The following is an 18,273-nucleotide window of genomic DNA, read 5'->3' on the forward strand; positions in this document are numbered from 1 at the left end:
GTGACGCACATTACCATGCCCGGGGCTTATCAGAACATAAGCCAGGTGGCGTTACCGGCAGTATTTCTGGACTGGTAAGCTTTTGCCTGCGCGTGAAGCAGCTTCCACAGCTGGCGAAGTGTAGCGGCATGATTATCACCACCAGCATTAACCCGCAGTTCACCGATCTCGCGGGTAACCGTGAAGCAATTCCGGCTCTCATCCCAGCCTGAATGTTCACGCGCTTCCACCACCAGATCATTGGACGTATCAGGGCCGGTCTTAGCAGCATTCAGCACGAACTCCGTTTTCACAGTAATACGGCTGGCGTTATCCGGCGCATCCAGAAAGACGGTGAACCCCTCAGTTCGGCGGTCAGTAGTACGACGGCTCCCCCAGGAGGTGAGCCCCCGCTGGACACGCATCATTGAAAGGGCGTGGGACTCGGTAGCCTGCACCGAGCGATACAGGTCGGTCAGGGAAGAAATGCTGAAGCACTCAGGGGTAGTCTGGTTAACATCGGTCATGGTAGATCCTCGGTTATGTGGTGTGTTTTCTGGCTTCAGTAGCTGTCGTTTGCCACGTAATAGGACGTGCCTGGATAGAAGTAGCGGTAATCCGGCTGCATATCATTGGTGATGACAGATGTTTCTTCCCAGACCCCGCTGGTGGACATAAACTCATCTGCCGTTTCATTATCCAGACGCATATAGCGCTCAGGAGCGCATTCCGCCCAGGTGCGTTTCACCGTATCCCAGTTAGCGTACTGGCTGATTTCAATATTCAGGGGCGCATTCTTCTCAGGCTGGTTACGGCGGGAACTCAGCACGAAATTCAGCTTCAGGACGATACGACTGTCGTTGTCAGGAGTATCCATCCAGATCTGGTATTCAGCCGTAGGCCGGGATGACTGGTTTTTGCGGCCCCACGAGGTGACACCGGTTTTAACCTGGACTATCGAGACTTTATGCGCGTCGGTCTTGCCAGCGCTGGTCATCAATTCAGACAGACTTTTAAACATGGTGCATCCCCAGTGATAATTGGATTTGTTCGTTTTGTTTACTTATTAAATCACTGGTTACCCGGGTGACGAAGTCAGAGCCGGGTAAAAAATGGACTAAATTTGCGGATTAATTGCTGGTGGTGGTATTGGCCTGCGGGACGGGGGCATCGAACAATTTGTCAAAGAAATCCACGCCACGCTGGTACACATCGCGCAGCTCAATATCTTCCTGCTCGGGCAGGTTTATATTATTGAGCACGGCAAGGCCTTTGCGAAGACGAGGAGCTAATACGGTTTCCAGATAGATCCTGCGGCCCGCGATGGTTTCCGGGGATGCTTCATTGATGTAAAAATCAATGGTCTTCGAGATGCTGTAATTCTTCACTTCACTCATCGTCTGGTACTCCTCAGAATGATGTCATAACACTCGGTTTGAATTCAGGGGAGGGGGAGCAACCCGGGCGAACGTACCCGGGTGCAGGCCGTGGTTATTCGAGACCCAACGCCACGTGATCGCCGTCCTCAGACAGGCGAATGAAAAGCATCTGCGTCCCGCCGCTTAAGCCGAACTGTAGATCCCAGCCAGGGACTGAAGAGGTCTCGCATTCACGCACATCGATGACCTGGTCACGGTAGAGGACGAAGCGGGTATCAGACTTGTCATCTTCTGCGACGTGGGACATCTGATCAGCAAATTCGTCTTCGAGATCGAACCAGCTTTCCAGCCAGACCTTGTCAGAGACCAGGCTGATACCGCTGGTGGATTCCGCCGTGCCGGTCACAGCCTCAGCGACTGGTGCGACAGGAGCCATATTAAATACCGCATCAACCACCAGCGCTTGCTCTGCGGTTGCCGGGTAAATCCCTTGCAGATAAACGCTATTGCCGTTCACTTCGAAGCCCTCTTCAAGGCTGATATCGCCATGATCAACGTCATAAACATCCGCGAGGTTGCGAAGACAGATCAGTTTGGCTTCATCTTCGTTTTCCGCTTCAACGCGCATCAGTGGAAACTCGCCACCGCAGGAGTCGAATTCAAAATAGTGAACGTAGAAGATTTTTTTTCCGTTGGTGGTAGTCATGATATTGCCCCGTGTGTTGAGTGTTGTTCGTTTTGTTTACTTATAATCTCACGGGGTATTCAGGTGACGAAGGGAATCGGGCAAAAAAAAGCGGGGATTTAACCCCGCCTGTCTTCGATTTCAGAGATTAGAAATCTGAGGGCGCTACTCGCTAATATCCGTATTTTGAAGTTGAAGTGATATCAGGAGCTGGCGAACGTGAAAGGGGAAAGGTCTTATCTGGAGCAGGCACGAGTTTATTGGTTTTTGGTTGCCACGATACAACGACCGTACCTGACTGCGTAAGGCTAAGAGTGACAGTGACTGGTTGCCCATCAATAGCAGAATAAAAATTACATACTCTTCGCATTTTCAACCACAGCGCGGTGTAGGTATGTCCGTCCAGAAGGTATAAGCCTTCAGAAGCTAAAGCCGCCGCAATTTTTTTCTGCATCTCGTTAGCAGCATTTATTTCTTGAATTTCGTCGCTCATTTTCATTCCTCAATGTGTGTAGGTCAAAAGGAAACCAGTTCGTCAGACTTCAGCTAAAAAGAGAAAGAATTCTACGTTTAATCCTTAAGCATCATGGCATAGGGCGCGGGGGAGACGAAGAGAAAAAATACCAAAAAAAAGCGGGGATTTATCCCCGCAAAACTACACACAGTAATTAATTACAACAATTTCCAGGGGGGCACTACACACACTCACACATCACAACTTCAGGGTGTCTGACGGAAACCGGCCTAAGCGCTTGTATCCCACCAGACGAAAAAATTGGTTTTAAAAACCGGTAATTCGTTAACGCTTTCGTCCTGCTGCCCCGGTCTATTACCGGGGCAGCGGAGTCCGCCATTCTCGGCAGCGCCAGCAGATCAGTTTACATAGACTCGGATGTAAAGTTACGCGTTCGCATAAAACCTCCTTAATGTGAGCCGGTTCACTGGATTGTGAATTGTCAGTAACGCTAAATTCGTAGACTTCTGGTCTACAGCCTGGCTTATATAGGCAGGCGCGGCAGTTATTTAAGAGTTTGAACGTAACGAGAGCATTTACATAAATCCTCCTTTCTGTAGCTGACAAGATTTAACGTCTTTGCCTATTCAGTGAACCATACCCTATTCAGGTGACGAAGGTTTCTGAGTGTAAAAATACGTAATTAGCAACGCTATTATCGCTAATTGTAAAAATAGAGCGAATGAAAATACCGGCAAAACGCAGACGTTTATACCGGTATTATTTATGAGTTGCTGGGGGCAATATCGCGAGGTAAGCAGTAGTCTGCTTTGCAGGAACTTAACGGCCCGTATTGCTGGTGGTTAAAGTCTCATCCTGCGCCAGCAATGTGATCACATCCCCGGCAATCTCCGGGCGGATACCAGGCGATTTATGCGCGGCATGGGCCGCAACAGCCAGCGGTCTCCAGTTGAGAGACGCTGCAATACGCCTGATCTCTTCAATAACCCGGAATGTATCGCTCTCCAGTGCCAGGCCCGCACGAGCGGTATCGAAAGATACGCGCTGCGCCGAAGTGAGCGGTGAGTGCTTCTTCAGTTCTGCGGTGATGATACGCTGCGCTTCAGCACCGATTGACGCACCACCTTCGACGACCCCGGTTAAACCGACGAGCTTACCTCCATCACTGCGGGTATTATCGTCTTTAACCCTGGGGGGCGGGGCCAGGGCGTTCAGATCCACGTCCTGTTGCAAGAGCTCCAGCAGGTCAGCCAGCATATCGGGTTGAATCACACCTTTTAAAGCCGCTGCGCGTTTTGCCAGGCTGACAGGAGAACGTCCCAGGCGGGCGGACATCGCGATAAGGCAATTAGCCACAACAAAGAGGTCATCAACCCCAATCAGTGGGGCACACTCCAGCCGGAACGTCTGATCATCACGGATTGCATGAGCTGGTGGGGCCGGTTTAGGTGTTTTGGGTTTTGCCTGCGGCTTGTCATAACCACGAAGGGCTTTTTCTGCACTGTCAGAAACCTTACGGATGCTTTGCGCCAGTTCGTCACCACCAGCCAGGCCTGCGGTCAGCTGAAGCATATAATTGAGTCTGCCGAGCATGTCAGGGGATGCAAGCCCGGTCGCTATCTTCTGGCTGATGTCGTTAAGGTTGCTGAGTATGCCACCGGCGATTTTTGACGGGGGTGTAACAACCGCCTGGACATTATGGCTGGTATGAATTTCCCGCGACACCAGAGTGAGCACTTTGCGCCAGTCAGGTTGTACACCGGCATCCAGCGTCTCAAGGTGGCTGATTGCATTTCTCAGGCTATCCCATCTGGATAGCTGTAGAGGCTCACCGTTCTGCTTTCCCGATTTCAGCCACTGAACGAGGTAGACGAAGTCAGATGTAGCTGAAGCCACCAGCCCGGCAATAACACGCTCTCTTGCTTGAGGCGTTGTAGGGTTAGTTCTGCGCACCGGCAGACGGTCATTTTTGTGCGCGGTTGGTCTTTTCATCTCGTATATCTCAACTTGGTTCCATCAACGATAAATCCGTGTCCGGGATCCAGACAACAATCAATCCATTGTATTTACCATGTTTGATATCGGCACAACCGGCAGCGCCGTCAAAAATTTGATTCATGACGGCGCTGATCAGAGCAGAAAACACTGAGGGAGGGGTTACAACTTCATGCGCTAAGCCTTGAGTGAGCGATGCAGCTGCTTTACAAATGCATCGAGATTTGGAGTAATTCTGGCATTGTCTGCATAGGCCATTTTGCCATTGGTATCGTCATGCAGATGCATCCTTCCGCTATTGCGGGCAATACGGCGAAGTTCTGTATTTGCTGGGTAGAGTTTGTGAATGGCTTCTCTCAGGCGCTCTATTTCCGAAATCAGCTCACGGGGGTTCTCAACAGGTTCGGCGGGGGAAGTGGTAAGCACCCGAAATTCAGCGTTCTCTGGCTGCATCTTAATGACTTCGATGACTCTGTCCCTGGCAACGGAATTCCATTCTGTAGCCATGCCGTTGTACTGGTTTCGAATGCGGAACTGGTAAACCGGCTCCTGCTCATTGACAAGTAACCAGGCATCGGCAAGCGCTAAATAGAAAGAGACAGGCCGGTTTATCACTTGGTGTTCCTGAAGGGCAGTTTTATAGCTGAGGACATCTTCAGGAAGGATATCCGTGATACTGGAGGTGAATTTTAGCGGATCCAGTGGATAGACCGGGCCGATTACCTTAAGCACAGCAACAGGGTTATTACCATCATCGGTAAACCAGAAGTCATTCTCATGACCGATATTGAGCCGAACATCTGCGGTCTGGTTATCTGCGAGAACGGCCTGCACCCGACGACCATTTTGCCACCAGCGTGGTGTACCTTGCATACATACCTCTTACAGGAATTTAGCCCGAGAGCCCACCTGCTGGTGGGCGGTCGGAAAACGGGTCTACTGAAGGTACTGCTCTGCCTGAGCAATACGTGAAAGAGTACCGGCATTCGGTTCAATCATCTGTATACGTCGGCTGTCCTCCAGTAAACCGGCAATTAGATGCTTGTCGGTATATGGGGCATCGTCATCCCCGAGCATTCGGCGGATAGCGGATAAATCCCCGGGGGGAACCGGGTATACCGATTCGATGAAGAGCTGCTCACCGTGAGGGTTCTCCCACTCAGATGGGCCTTGGGCGGAAGCAGCAAAACCGGAATCATTCAAACGTGCAAAATCTTCAAGCGCCTGGAGGCGGGCCGCAGTTTCATCAGTAGCGTAGATTAAGATCATACGCGCAGTCTCAGGCGATGAGCAGAACAGCAAAATGAGGAATGGCAGCATGTTGAACTCCATCAGTTAGCGATTTGTTGAGCTGGCGGTGTGGTTACGCCGGTGAGTTGCTTAAGACGAATATTGAGCTCATGAATCACGTCATCGCGTTTGCGCCAGCTGGTGGATGGCAGGGCCAGGAGCGCTTCAGCTTCAGACACGGAGAGACCAGCCAGGTGAGCTTTCGATGAAATCTCTGCGTTATATAATTGCTTCAGCACAACCAATGAGTGCTGGGAGGATGCAGCCATCATCATGAAATGGCGAAGCACCGCACAATAGATTTGAGTAGACATATTAAGCCGCCTCGTTCAATGCGTGAGGTAATGATTAATGGCATGTTCAACATAGCCAACAGATTTACCCACCAGGTGTGCAAGCTGCTGCACATGATGATGGTGAACTTCACGGCACGGGCCAAATGAAGTGGTGTAGCGATACCAGAGACTACGGCCTACAGAAAAAAGTTCTTTTTCTGTCTGCGGGCGTACTGGATAACAAACTGGACGTGCAGATGTAGTGCGACGACCGTTATTTCGAACTTGATGAATTGCAGTATTCATAAATCACCCCGCGTATGTTTTTCGTTTTGTTTACTAACTTCAGTTAAACACACGCCGGGTGGCTGACGAATAGAAAAGCCATAAATAAAAGAGCTAAAAATTTAAGCTCTTTATGAAAGAATTATTCTGGGGTTGGAAACCAGATAATGTCCGAAATAGGCTTATAGCCCGTCAGTAAAGCCAGGCTGGAATGCAGTTCTTTAACGATCTGCTTATTATTCTGCGTTTTCTCAAGTGCCGCTATAGCCTTTAGCAGGGTATTTGCCACGGATGCTTTAGCATATGCCTGCGGTGAGCCGGTTAGCACCTGACTCATTATTTCCGTATTGTTAGATGGCAAATAGCCTTGCTCCTCGGCAATTCGTTCTGCACCGGGTGCTGAAATAACCGATGCGGCAAGTTCGTGTTCGTTTGCATAGTTAATAACATCAGATAACATTTCGAGAGCAGTGGTATCTGTCATGATAAAGCCGTCTGCTACCCACTGAGGAGCAACATCGAAGCGAACCACCCAAGAGTAAGGTATTACGTTTGACATATAGTGACCTCATTAAAGGGAAATATAAGCGTCAGGGTTTTCTTCAACAGAAAGAAACTCAATATCTTCGAGATGCATTCCTGCATTACGAATACCTACCTCGGATAACCAGGACAGGATTGTTTCATGATCCGGTTCACCAGAAAAATCAACAAAGGCTGGAAGAACCCAGTCGGGTGCATAGCCCGCGCTATACATAACAGTGGCAGTAAAGCGCCCAACGTGCGGTATTTTGAAAAGAATGGATGCCTGCTCAGGGGTATTAATTACCATGCCGTGCTGATAGACGACTTCCCAGCTTATCCCATGCTCTCCTGTATTTCCGCGATAGAGATGGTGGCGGTCAACGGCCCAAAGGACACCTTCGCGATCCAACCAGCAGAAATAGTTATTATCTGGGGATACAGTGATCCCAAGGTTCATTAACTCAGCCACCAGCAAGCAAGGGTTAATATCAGTTACAGTTTTGATAACCGTCAGTACTCCCTCGGTTACGGCAGTAACTGTCAGTACCTTCGAGGCACTGATCCAGAATTGATAACCTGCTTCTTTAGCCTTCGCGATTAAATTAAACATTGTTGCTTCCCATTGAATGGCAGTTAGGTCAATAACAACATGAGGCTGGTGGGTGACAAACAGAGAAACTGACGATATTTCAAGAAAGAATTTAGCGATGAGAAATACTGGGGCTGCAATGCAGTCTGTACTTGCCAGCGCTTCGCTCGGCCAACCCCTCGACAGCCCGAAAGCAAGTTTCGGTCTGCCTCACGGTTATCTACGGGCGAAAGGCGGCACATTTGTGGGGGTGTCAGTGGTAGGGGGAAGTAATAATTCCGTGACATCAGCGTCGTGTTCGCTTGCCAGCGCTTCGCTCGGCCAACCCCGAGACAACCCGAAAGCAAGTTTCGGTCTGTCCCGGGGTTCCTGGTAACGACCAGACTTACCGCAGATCTACTATTTCGTTAATCATATGGCCTATGAATAAGAGTTAATCACGATACAACTGGATAAAACTCTCCACCCGGGTTCCATCACAATAGCTCGGCCAGGCATTCATCACAGGCAGTTCTTCCGTTGTGAATCTCCCCAGTGCCAGCGCTACCGAATACCAGACCGGGAATATCGTATTGGCTGATGTCATATTTCCATTGTTGATTAACTCATAGAGTCCGCGTCCATTCGCCCAGGCACTTTCTGGTGTATCACCGGCAAGGTAGTTATCGACCCAGATGGATGGTGACAGAGCATGACCTTTCGCCAGTCTCGCTAACGATTCATACCACTTCAGATATTCCGTGGTTCGCAGTGAGAGAATCGGGATCCCGCCACGTCTTAACAGTGCTGCCGCAGAAAGTGAGTCTACCGGCGCGGCAATTTTATCCAGCTGGTTACGGGCTTGCTTAATCCGAGCTAATAATCCCGCAGGACTCACCCGGGTGATGTATTTCTCTACCGTCTCAGCAGCCTCAGCTATGCCCGGGGCCGACGACCCTTCAACATGGAGGGGGCATAATACAAGGCCGGTATCATCGTGAGTAACCCAGGCAGAATTGTCAGCCGGATTCCTGACGATAGACAACGACTCACTTTGACCCAGGATCGTTAACCTGAATGACTGAAGCCGTTCGGCTATCCAGCTGCCTCCATCACCAATAACCTCAATGCGCTCATGACTCATACCGCATCACCTCTGCAAGTGCTTTACATTCAGACCTAATCATAATGGCTTCCCAGTTCGCAACAAAATCAGGGTGAGGACAGGCATAGCCTAACCATACTCAGGAAATTTACAGATATGTCGATCCACAAAACGCGCTCAAAACGCTCAGGCGCGTTTTAATCAATCCGATCGTGAAAATACCAGGGGGATAAGCTCAGAATCGTTCTGAGGCCATTCTGGCGTGGTTTTATCCCAATAACGGATCCTTTTGTGAATACAGATCGATTTCACAAGGGTATTTAGCCGGTATGAGACAGAGATGATCCGCTTTGATAATCAGAGCGATAAATTATTACTGGTTCCGTTTTGTTTACGATTGTATCGGGAGGGATGTCATTCCGAACGAGGGTATCGACTTCGCATTGGCCGTTCTGATAGCCGATCACAATATCCAGGCAGTACGCGCCGCGACAAAAACCCCCGGAGGAAAACCATGTCGGTTATTCACTTTTGGTTTTCCCCGGCGATTAAAACCCAAGGCAACCTCCGGTTGCCCATAAAAACCCCCGGAGGAAATTCATCTTTCCTCCGACATCGTGCGGTTTGATTATTACCATGCTCAACCGCCCGATGTAAAAATAGAGAAAACCGACGCTATCGCTTCCGCTTTGTTTACCTTCCATATTCGCGCCCGCGAAATAGCCCGCTGCATTCCCCACCGTTCATACCCGGGCGAAAACAATCGCGATCATATTGCGATCATCCTGATTCCTTTCCGTCGCGATAAGTCCGCTATCGCCTATAGGCTCACTAACAGATCGCCTGAAGGCTCACTAACAAAAATACCAGGTCATCGCCTGGTATTCATGTATATCCGTTATGTTTACTCCATTGTATTTCTAAAGCTGTTTTCTTAGGTGAGTTATTCGAAGCGAAAGAGCCTGCCGAATTGCACGGTTTTTTCGTAGCTCATCACGCAACCAAATAAGCTGACCTTCATACAGTTCGATAAGCGCAAGTTCTCGCTGGCTTGCGTCCTTAAATTTCGCTGGTGGATATGATTCGCCTTTGTTGAGAGGTAGGTATTTGGGGACGACACGATCAATGCCACCACCAGCTTTGCGTAAAGGAGTCAATCTGGCCCAGCGGATCCTGATAGTTGTTCCTTGCCTGGTTACGTTAAAGCTGTACCGCGCCTTCTCGTCGTCTGCGATAGCTTTCTCCCAATATTCCTCCCGAAGACTATTGGCTTCGTTAAACAGAAGTTCTGCGGCTGAATCAACCGCATCGCGAGCCTTTTCCAGATCATTGATATACCCGACGAGTTGCATAAAACCACCTCGATGTTTTTTGAGTAGGACTTAACCCCAAAAAAGAGAATCTCTATTATTACGCCAGAACCCTACGTTTCTGGAGAAAGAGAAAGTTCCTTTTCAGGTTCGATTTTTAGCATTCAGTTCCGAAACAGGAAAGATTGATTCTCCAGTTAAGTAACTTTCTGGGTGTTCTCATTTTTTGGATGTTTCTGGAGAATACAATGGCAATCTGGTGTTTGAGTTATTAATATCAATCTGTACTGGTACTTTTATCAAGCCATTTTATTTTAATCAAGCTGTTTGCCAATCTCTATATGATATGGCAGAAAACGACGTTTCTGGGTATTTCTACTTTTTCATAGGTTTCTGGGGAATATAATGGAAACTCACTTTCTCTGACGTAAAGGCGATTGACGTAATGATTGCCACCACTGCATAGACCTCATCGTAAGCGCTTATGTGGAATCGCTATATGATATGGCAGAAAACCATGTTTCTGGGCTTTACCGTTTTGACTACCTTTCTGGAGAATACAATGGCAACCAGACCGAAAACCGCCTTTCACTTTCACTTGTCTTGAGGATCAATCCTAAATTACATCGGTGTCATGGTGATTTTGGTCACATTTTATAGGTATATATACTAATTTGAGGGGGTGTTTTTTGGGGTGGAATGAAGGTTCAAAGTGCATATTTAAGTGAAATTCTTTCATGCGCTTAAGTTAAATTTTAACAAGATGCCACCTTGAAAAATCCCCACAGCATTCCTTAACTCACGTCTCCTTAACTTGCCTGTCCAGTATATATACTCCGCCAAATTCCCAGGCGGAAAGCCTATCTAAAAGCGTTGTCCTCACAAATTACCATCTAATTTACCCAGTCTAATTTAAGTTAGGGGTTGATGATTTTAAGGCTAGATTTAGCCATATATAGTGTCATGTTTCATGCAGCATTTATGTACATAACGGACATCTTAAGCGTCCAAATCTAGCCATTATTAACGTCAAAAATGGGGGCGTTTTGCCGATAAAAAAAATGGTATTCAATTATCGTTTGAATACCATGTAACAACTTGTTAACGGTTTATTCCCGACGTTGGCAGGGGGAGGCCACCTTTCATTACGTTAGTGCGACCCCCTTTTTTGGCGCTCAAATGTTATCGGAGTGGCAGTAATTCATTTTTAACTTGCAGGGTTAACGAATGAGCAATGACAAATTGGTTGTCTGCGGAATTGATATTGGGTACAGCAATGTAAAAATTGCTGTCGGGGATCCAGCGGATGACAAACCCACAGTCAGTATTTATCCGGCCTACGCAACGAATGAGGCTGTAGAAGATGTGCGGCTGGTAAAGCGTAACTGCGAACACGAAGTGCTTGTCTACCCAGGCGGTAAAGAATGGCGGGCTTTTACCGAACGCCCTGATGCACGGGAGTTGCATGACCGTTACCACATGACAGAAATGTACCTGGCGCTATATCTGGCCTCACTGGATAAAATAGCCGCTAAATCTGGCAATGACATCGATCTGGTAGTAACAGGTTTACCTGTTCGTCTAGCCAACGATAGCGAACGCGCAAAACTTACCGCTAGGCTCACCGGGACGTTTACCATTGCGCCTGGAAAAACAGTGACTGTTAAAAAATGCCTTGTTCTTCAGCAGGGCGTAGGTGTCATCAATGACATCGTTAACAGACCAGGCCTTATCAGCCAGGAAGAGTTAGAGAAGGCGACTATTCTCGTGGTTGACCCAGGCTTCTTCTCGATGGACTACATCGCCTTTAAGAGCGGGAGCCGGGTATCAGGCTCTTCAGGTTCATCACTAAAAGCAACCAGTGCAATTATTGAAAGCATTGTGAATCGCCTTAATGCCGTTAACCCGGAAGAGCGTATCGATGATTTACCAGAAATCATTGAAATCGCTCTCCGTAACAATGAACCATCTTTCTTTAATGGGTTCCGCCACATTCCCCTACGCCCTCTGCTTGAAGAAGCAATTCCCTCCATCGCCAGTGATGTAGTCAAAGAGTTGCGAAAATCGACAAGGGTTCTTGGGCCAGTCCATATCATTGCAGCTGCCGGTGGTGGGACTGGGTTCTATGAACAGACTATTCGTGAGGAATTCCCCCGAGCCAGGATCGTATCGAGCCCGTTGCCTGTTGCCAGTAATGCTATCGGTTTCTGGAACTATGGCGTTGACTTGATGCTTTACGGTGACGATTGAGCAAAGGGGGGTTCATGCAAGTTCGAGTGACGATTAATCCAATACTGTTTCCAGAGCTGATTAATTATCTGGAATCAAAACCGTCTGGCCAGCGTAGTAGTTCTCTATTGGCGCTGGCGAACCGAGCATTGCTAGCGGGTGACAATTTTATACCCGGTGTCGTCCGTGAGACTTCAAAAAAACGTAAATCAGAACAGAAGAAATCAGTCCGTGGGCCGAATATAGAAAAGGAGACTGGTCTGATGACTAGTCAAAGAGACGGCCACTTACCCAAAGAAAATGAGGACAAGGAACCAAAATTTCGTCACGTGGTTAGCGACGATATAGTCAATACAGGCCCGCCGTTTGGTGAGGGCGATGATATTCAGCATCTCGAAGTAAACGATGGCCAGTTATCGACGGCGAACCTAATCAGTCAGCCTGAGCTTACTGGAAACGAACCGGAGCCCAATCCCGGAGATAAATCGGGTTTTGGGGAGGCAGGTAACAATCAAGGTAGCGGCGTTAATGTAAAGGGTACACCAAGGCGTGTACGCATAAGTTGATGCCATCGTAGGGTTAGTGGGGAGGGGGAAATGCAGAAAGCAACGAAGAGTTTGGTGCTCGCTTTACTATGTGCTGCTTACTGCACGAGTTCGAACGCCAGGCTTGTAGATCTTCGTGGCACTTCCTGGGAAAAACATTCCCAGAAAGAGTGTGGTCTCGATCCGTACCTTCTCTACGCGGTGGCACTCACCGAGAGTAAAAAAAATGCAGGAACCAAGGGGTATGTTGTTCCGAGCCCCTGGGCATTGAACAACTATGTTTATGGGTCGTATTACCCGACAAGTTATGAAGATGCTAAGAGAGCGCTAGCCCGCTACCTCTCTGCCACTCCGGTAACAGATATTGGAATCGTTCAAATTAATTTTCGTTGGAACGGACAGTATGTTAACCATCCTGAAGAACTCTTGGATATCGATACAAACATCCGAATCGGGGCAAAGACTTTGTGTGCGGCCATCAAAGCTAACCCTGGTGATATAGAACTGGCGATAGGTGGATACAACACTCAAAACCCTAAGTTGGAAGGCAAGGCTCGTGAATATGGTCAGCGCGTATTACGCGTATGGAAGAGGCTTATCGAAAATGATTAATCAAAATTTGTATTTTCTACAGACTGCCATCTCAATTATTACCCGTGCGCAATCGTTGTATAAAAGCCCTTTTGAGTTAGCAGAAGGTGACCGGGAGTTCTTGATTGAGAAAACTAATCAGGCAAAGCTCGCACTATCGATGGAGAAGTATGACTTGCCCATCTTTAATATCTGTCATGATCCTGAACGCAAGATTTCTACTGAGGTAGAAAAATTCGTTCGCCATGATTCATACATCCTGCGGCTTGCTCTGCTGGTATTCAGTATTCGTGTTTTCATTAATACAGGTACTGTCGCCCAAACATTCTACTGGTTTGATAATGAAAAAACCGTCCAGCTTGTCGAACGTATGGATGATGCACAGACAATTGATGCAATCATAACCGGCAAAATATATTTTAAACCTATTCGTCCATTTGCCGATTTAGTAGATTGTGACTTCAGTACAGTTATTGGAGCCCCCAACCCAACCTTGGAATTAACAGGCTACTTACAGTCGCGCTATTCTCATTGGAGTAATTGATTATGAAGGCTGCTCTTGTCCGGGATGAAGATAAATTTGCGTTAACTCAGAAAATGGTAAAATTAGGCTTCCGTAGAAAGATTATTGTGCATTCACTTAATGCAAGTGACCGTGTTATTGATTTTTTGCGTAAAGAATTCCATCTGAGTGATGTATCGATCGGACGACTTAAACATTCAGAAACGTTGCTCAACACGACACACAAAAAAGTTGAAGCAACGAATTTTATGAGCATCTATCTGCGTCGTTCGAAAGATCCTAATAACAGTGACAACATCGTTGATGTGGTTAGTGCGTTCGAAATCTATCGGGAGCTAAACCTTAAGTTCCGCCCGGAAGAAGCCTCAAAAATGATGATTGATGCCAATGAGGCTTGGACGCTTGCTCGTGATTTTCGTGCTGAAGAAATTCGCATGGTAAGGTGTTACCGTTGCGAGCTTTCATTTATTTCTCCGCAGAGTTGTGACCGTCCACGGAAAAAGCATATTTGTCCGTTTTGCTCTGATGCAGAAACTGAAAATGAAAATTCGTAAGTGACTAAGCTAAATTTAATAAAAAAGCCCGTTGTTACGGGTTTTTTTATTGCATGGTGACTTCGTCACCTGAATGAGTCGGGTTAGTATTGAATAACAAACCTACTGGTGTCCCAAGGAAAATAAAATGAAGAAAATCTCTGGTCTTGCTTTGGTATCGCTGATGTTAGTTGGTTGCGCGGCTTCTCAACCACCGGCTATGCCGGTGGACTCCAATCCATCTGATGCTTTGAAATTTGCCCGGGCGATGGATTTACGTCAGATCACCGATACGGGCGATCAATACCTTATCTATAACGGCTTCACGTCTAATGGCCAGCTTGTCCCTCTCAAAACTCCGGTTAAGGCTGGTGAAAAAGGTGTAACCAACTTGGGAGGTAATGGAGTGGCCGATGTGGCTGCGGGCTTCGCGACACACACATCTTTCATCCCTGTACTGTCTGTTTTAACGGCCCAACAGCCTACAGCGATCGTTGATGGCGTTGTACGGGTCGCATCATGGAACGGTAAATCTCAGGAAGAAAACGAGCGTGAGGTCAATGCGATCTTCTGGAAAACACTAACCCGGATGGACGGATACAAAGTTGGTGGGATGTGCGAGGGGAAAGGCGGCGCTGTTGAAAATGCTGTTCGCCGGAAAGCGACAAACGGTGATTGGGTATCGTATGCTGATATTGCCCCAACGTTGCCAAAACCACCTATCAGCACCAGCGGTCAGGCGACATTCATTATCGGTAATGATTGTTTCAACCTCTATGCTGCCCGAGGTTCTAACGTGGGATTGGTTAAAGCAATGAGTAAAGAACTGGGCGCTCAGCGGGCGCTGTTCTTGCCTGGTTCCCCTGAGCATGAGCCAATGGTATTCAGCGACGGTCAGCAATACCTGTTCAGGAAGTAAAAAAAAAGCCCCGACATAAAAATCGGGGCTTTTTACTCGTCAATGCTACTGAGTCTTCAGCACGGCTTCTGTACTTGATTTCGCAGCATCTACATCGATACTGTCAACGCCGCTCTGGAAACGCTCCAGAGAGTTCTGGCGTGAGCCGTCAATGTTCAATACACTTCCTTTACCGGTTATCTTATCAAGATTGATTTCTGATGCTTTTGGTAGAAGTTTTGCCTCGTAAAGTGAGCCAATCCATTCTGATAAATCGAGTTTATTAAAATCGATCCGACCAAACTCTTCTAGCGTCAGAGGCCTACAGTCCGGGTTCTTTTTATCGCCCCAACTTATGCCTAACATTGGTCTCCCTTGCTCCTGAATAATACGACCGATCTGCGAGTCAAATGTGCAGTAACTTGACCGCTTCTCGATACAGACGCCCAGGAACTTTGTTTCGCACCAGCTTGATATATGAACTGCTAATTTTGTCTCTTTTTTGACGGCCAGCTTAAATTCATCTGGAGTACAAGCCCAGATGATGTTGACCAGAATATTGGCAATCTGATAAGCCATATAAGCGTATCCAACCACGGATATCGCGGAAACAATTGTTGAAGATAATTGCACTGAGGTTGCCAGGCCTGACGATGTGACGGCAGCGCCCCCACCAGAAGCCGCACTTTCAAAAATCAGGTTCGTTGCAGCTGGGCCGAAGGTATCAAGCGTCCACTGGGCTACTTGTTTAGTCAGCGCTCCGATAGCCTGATTCATTAATCCAGACAACCCTGCTTCTGTAGCTTGCTGGGCAGCTTCTGTACCTGCGGAACCGACCAGACTGTTGAATGCCGAGATTGCAGGACGGGTAATGGTATCGATGGCGTTAGTTAAAAGCTCAGACCCCATGTCGAAAACGCCTTTCCCTTGTTCGAACATACCGGCTTTAACCGCGACAGCATCTGCAATTTTCAGGGTGTAGTACGATAACTGCAAATACTGAATCCAGCTGACATCTACAGGCTGATCGCAACAATCCACCCAACCGCCCATAGCCGATTTACATTGAGCTGACTCACCTTTGAAAAGAGTACATGAGCGGTTCGTTTCATCAGTATCATCGCCGCACTTCATTTCATTCAATGCGTAAGTTGCGGCCTGAAGGGTTGCAACTGCTTTGTTGAAATCACCGCTTGGTTCTGTTGATGGCTGAAGGCAGGAGCCATTCAAGCACTGAACTGCACCAGGACACACATAAGTATCCGTGGCAGAGGTATTGGGTACGACGACATCTGTTCCGCAATCCCATACTTCGGTAGCCTGCCAGCATCCGTTTTTGTCCCCCTCAGCGCCTGTAATGCATGTTGATTTGATGAACTTACACGCGGTGTCAGCATCATACTGCTTACAGGTGTTGTTAACACCGGCGTCTGTCCCACAGTTTGAAACCACGGTAGCCGATTTGCAGAATGGTGATAGCCCGCTGATGGGCGGCTTAGCAAGCTGACTTTCGCATATACGAGCACCATTAATGGTTGCGCATCCATTGGTATCAGGAGTGACTGTTTCGCGGCAGGTGACCGTATAGTTCTGGCAATAACCGGCGTTAATGGCTTTCAGCAACGTATCGAATTGTTCTGGTTTATCGACAGTCCATTCGTTATCCGAAATGATCTTACTCGGGTCGAAGTTAATATAGATAAGAGCATAACCTTCGCCACTGCCGGTTACCGACACTCGGTTTTTGAAATTAAGAACTCCATTCATGGGAGTGTTTCGAATTTGCGCAGTGACATCGACATTTATTGACTGATCCCAACTGGTGCTAAGTTCACACTTTCCAGCGGTTTCGGGGGGGAAAGTACCAGTACCGTATGGCCCACCCCATACAAGGCTAGCTCGGTCTGTTCCGCCGACGTAAATTTGCATATAGTCATCCCATTTTGCCCTGACTATCCTGGCGCTGGTGACTGCCTGCGGGTTGTAAACGGTGACTGCCATTGCCTGTTCGAAAATCTTACAGTTGCCGTCCCAGTAGTTATCCCCAACAGTGCCGAGCCAGAGCTCGATACAGTTAGTCCCGCAGGAACCGATGTTTGCAGCCCCGCTATAATGCGAAAGCATACCGGCTACGTAAGGATGGTAGAGAGTAAATGTGCCGCTAACACTCGTGGTACGGGTACATTCCCGGTAGTCAGGTATGTGATTAACGGTATCTTTGTTGGTCATGGTGCGCGTCATTGAGCAGTCACCAAGATCCTGCATGTATTTATCCTGATTTTCCAGGAAGTCTTTGTGGCCATCAAAGATGGAATCGTCGGGCTTAAGGTTTGCCGTAGTTTTCGTCGAGCCCACCAGCGTTCGATAAGCTTCACCGCGAAGAGAATCTTCTGTTTTCAGATTGGCGTTAGTCGTGTTGCCAAGTTTTAATGTGTTGCTGTCATCTCCGAATGTGCCTGTCAGGCTATCCAGTGAAGTTGATGAACCCTGATTTGGGTAAGCCGAGTTCAGGTCAACGGCCTGGCCTTTTCCATACTGAACCGTACCATTTGACGTAGCTGAAACCTGCGGAAGTGTTTTATAGAAATTGGTGGCTGATGTGACGTTTTCCTGGGTCGTAGCGGAAAAGGCATACGGCATGTAGGATACAACACCAAGGTGGCATAACATCGTTATTGTGCAGAGTGGTCTGTAAAACCATTTTTTTCGGAAAAGGTTTTTCATTCTATGATCACCTTTGTCGTGGTTACTGATTATGAAGTCAGCGATCTCGGTAACTAAATTTCGTCAGCCAGCATTTCTATGCGAAGCTACTAAAATGAAGGATTAAGCAGGCAGCGTATTAAACGGACTGGTTTCAGACAATAAAGAAGGACGGCAAAACGAGGGTGTTTTCTGCGTTCTGATTATTACCGACTGGGGGTGCTTATGGACATGTTTGGTATAACTGGCCTTATCCCATTATCGGGGCCGAGCGATTCTGATTATGGTGGTGGAAATGGTCGAAGAGGCCGTGGAAGAAAAGGGCGGACGGCCAAGAGTAAATGTGAGCGAATGTGGGAGTTTTATATTCTGTTCTATTC

22 protein-coding genes are annotated in these 18,273 nt (G+C 47.8%); 7 read left to right on the forward strand and 15 right to left on the reverse strand.

What is annotated here, in order from left to right:
• Positions 1 to 29: 29 nt before the first annotated feature.
• The 12 genes from F384_RS26315 to F384_RS26365 form a co-directional block, all read right to left on the reverse strand.
• Positions 30 to 506: a hypothetical protein gene (locus F384_RS26315; RefSeq protein ID WP_046498810.1), complete on the reverse strand. Its 477-nt coding sequence runs from the start codon at positions 504 to 506 to the stop codon at positions 30 to 32.
• Positions 507 to 541: 35 nt separating this feature from the next.
• A complete protein-coding gene (locus F384_RS26320; RefSeq protein WP_020996211.1) occupies positions 542 to 1,000 on the reverse strand; it encodes a hypothetical protein in 459 nt (152 codons plus the stop codon).
• Positions 1,001 to 1,109: 109 nt separating this feature from the next.
• Positions 1,110 to 1,376 (reverse strand): hypothetical protein, encoded by a 267-nt coding sequence (locus F384_RS26325; protein ID WP_046498816.1) that lies wholly within the window; start codon positions 1,374 to 1,376, stop codon positions 1,110 to 1,112.
• Between the two features lie 94 nt (positions 1,377 to 1,470).
• Entirely contained in the window at positions 1,471 to 2,064 is a 594-nt protein-coding gene (locus F384_RS26330; protein WP_046498820.1) for a hypothetical protein, read from the reverse strand.
• A 151-nt stretch (positions 2,065 to 2,215) separates the two neighbouring features.
• Positions 2,216 to 2,536: a hypothetical protein gene (locus F384_RS26335; RefSeq protein WP_020996210.1), complete on the reverse strand. Its 321-nt coding sequence runs from the start codon at positions 2,534 to 2,536 to the stop codon at positions 2,216 to 2,218.
• An 801-nt stretch (positions 2,537 to 3,337) separates the two neighbouring features.
• Entirely contained in the window at positions 3,338 to 4,510 is a 1,173-nt protein-coding gene (locus F384_RS26340) for a hypothetical protein (protein ID WP_046498827.1), read from the reverse strand.
• A 180-nt stretch (positions 4,511 to 4,690) separates the two neighbouring features.
• Positions 4,691 to 5,386, reverse strand: coding sequence for a hypothetical protein (locus F384_RS26345; RefSeq protein WP_046498832.1), 696 nt, complete (start codon positions 5,384 to 5,386; stop codon positions 4,691 to 4,693).
• Between the two features lie 63 nt (positions 5,387 to 5,449).
• Positions 5,450 to 5,833 carry a hypothetical protein gene (locus tag F384_RS26350; RefSeq protein WP_046498837.1) on the reverse strand — a complete coding sequence of 128 codons (384 nt, stop codon included), beginning with the start codon at positions 5,831 to 5,833 and terminating at the stop codon, positions 5,450 to 5,452.
• Positions 5,834 to 5,844: 11 nt separating this feature from the next.
• Positions 5,845 to 6,117, reverse strand: a complete 273-nt coding sequence (locus tag F384_RS26355; RefSeq protein ID WP_046498843.1) for a hypothetical protein — start codon at positions 6,115 to 6,117, stop codon at positions 5,845 to 5,847.
• A 15-nt stretch (positions 6,118 to 6,132) separates the two neighbouring features.
• Positions 6,133 to 6,384: a hypothetical protein gene (locus F384_RS29650; RefSeq protein WP_071846954.1), complete on the reverse strand. Its 252-nt coding sequence runs from the start codon at positions 6,382 to 6,384 to the stop codon at positions 6,133 to 6,135.
• Positions 6,385 to 6,505: 121 nt separating this feature from the next.
• Positions 6,506 to 6,922, reverse strand: coding sequence for a hypothetical protein (locus F384_RS30250; RefSeq protein ID WP_193388326.1), 417 nt, complete (start codon positions 6,920 to 6,922; stop codon positions 6,506 to 6,508).
• A 12-nt stretch (positions 6,923 to 6,934) separates the two neighbouring features.
• Positions 6,935 to 7,498, reverse strand: a complete 564-nt coding sequence (locus tag F384_RS26365) for a hypothetical protein (RefSeq protein WP_008786614.1) — start codon at positions 7,496 to 7,498, stop codon at positions 6,935 to 6,937.
• Positions 7,499 to 7,616: 118 nt separating this feature from the next.
• Here F384_RS26365 and F384_RS30080 point away from each other — a divergent pair, with 118 nt between their 5' ends.
• Entirely contained in the window at positions 7,617 to 7,853 is a 237-nt protein-coding gene (locus F384_RS30080) for a hypothetical protein (RefSeq protein ID WP_139156957.1), read from the forward strand.
• 57 nt (positions 7,854 to 7,910) lie between these two features.
• On the opposite strand, the gene F384_RS26370 is transcribed toward F384_RS30080, so the two are convergent.
• Both F384_RS26370 and mobI read right to left on the reverse strand, forming a co-directional pair.
• Positions 7,911 to 8,600, reverse strand: coding sequence for a hypothetical protein (locus F384_RS26370; RefSeq protein ID WP_008786615.1), 690 nt, complete (start codon positions 8,598 to 8,600; stop codon positions 7,911 to 7,913).
• 881 nt (positions 8,601 to 9,481) lie between these two features.
• The gene (mobI, locus tag F384_RS26380; protein WP_020996208.1) at positions 9,482 to 9,913 is read right to left on the reverse strand and encodes a conjugative transfer protein MobI(A/C); all 432 of its coding nucleotides are present in this window, start codon (positions 9,911 to 9,913) and stop codon (positions 9,482 to 9,484) included.
• A gap of 1,185 nt (positions 9,914 to 11,098) precedes the next feature.
• Here mobI and F384_RS26385 point away from each other — a divergent pair.
• The 6 genes from F384_RS26385 to F384_RS26410 all read left to right on the forward strand — a co-directional run bounded on the left by F384_RS26385 (position 11,099) and on the right by F384_RS26410 (position 15,211).
• Positions 11,099 to 12,121 (forward strand): ParM/StbA family protein, encoded by a 1,023-nt coding sequence (locus F384_RS26385; protein ID WP_008786616.1) that lies wholly within the window; start codon positions 11,099 to 11,101, stop codon positions 12,119 to 12,121.
• 14 nt (positions 12,122 to 12,135) lie between these two features.
• Positions 12,136 to 12,666: a hypothetical protein gene (locus tag F384_RS26390; RefSeq protein ID WP_020996207.1), complete on the forward strand. Its 531-nt coding sequence runs from the start codon at positions 12,136 to 12,138 to the stop codon at positions 12,664 to 12,666.
• Positions 12,667 to 12,696: 30 nt separating this feature from the next.
• The gene (locus tag F384_RS26395) at positions 12,697 to 13,257 is read left to right on the forward strand and encodes a transglycosylase SLT domain-containing protein (protein WP_008786617.1); all 561 of its coding nucleotides are present in this window, start codon (positions 12,697 to 12,699) and stop codon (positions 13,255 to 13,257) included.
• Positions 13,250 to 13,780, forward strand: coding sequence for a hypothetical protein (locus F384_RS26400; protein ID WP_008786618.1), 531 nt, complete (start codon positions 13,250 to 13,252; stop codon positions 13,778 to 13,780). Before F384_RS26395 ends, F384_RS26400 begins: the two co-directional genes overlap by 8 nt.
• Positions 13,781 to 13,782: 2 nt before the next feature.
• Positions 13,783 to 14,313 carry a FlhC family transcriptional regulator gene (locus tag F384_RS26405; protein WP_046498854.1) on the forward strand — a complete coding sequence of 177 codons (531 nt, stop codon included), beginning with the start codon at positions 13,783 to 13,785 and terminating at the stop codon, positions 14,311 to 14,313.
• A 127-nt stretch (positions 14,314 to 14,440) separates the two neighbouring features.
• Positions 14,441 to 15,211 (forward strand): hypothetical protein, encoded by a 771-nt coding sequence (locus tag F384_RS26410; RefSeq protein ID WP_046498859.1) that lies wholly within the window; start codon positions 14,441 to 14,443, stop codon positions 15,209 to 15,211.
• A 45-nt stretch (positions 15,212 to 15,256) separates the two neighbouring features.
• Here F384_RS26410 and traN read toward each other — a convergent pair whose 3' ends face one another.
• Positions 15,257 to 17,914: a conjugal transfer mating pair stabilization protein TraN gene (traN, locus tag F384_RS26415; protein WP_046498863.1), complete on the reverse strand. Its 2,658-nt coding sequence runs from the start codon at positions 17,912 to 17,914 to the stop codon at positions 15,257 to 15,259.
• Positions 17,915 to 18,273: the final 359 nt, after the last annotated feature.

The organism is Citrobacter amalonaticus Y19 (assembly GCF_000981805.1).
Classification (GTDB): Bacteria; Pseudomonadota; Gammaproteobacteria; order Enterobacterales; family Enterobacteriaceae; genus Citrobacter_A; species Citrobacter_A amalonaticus_C.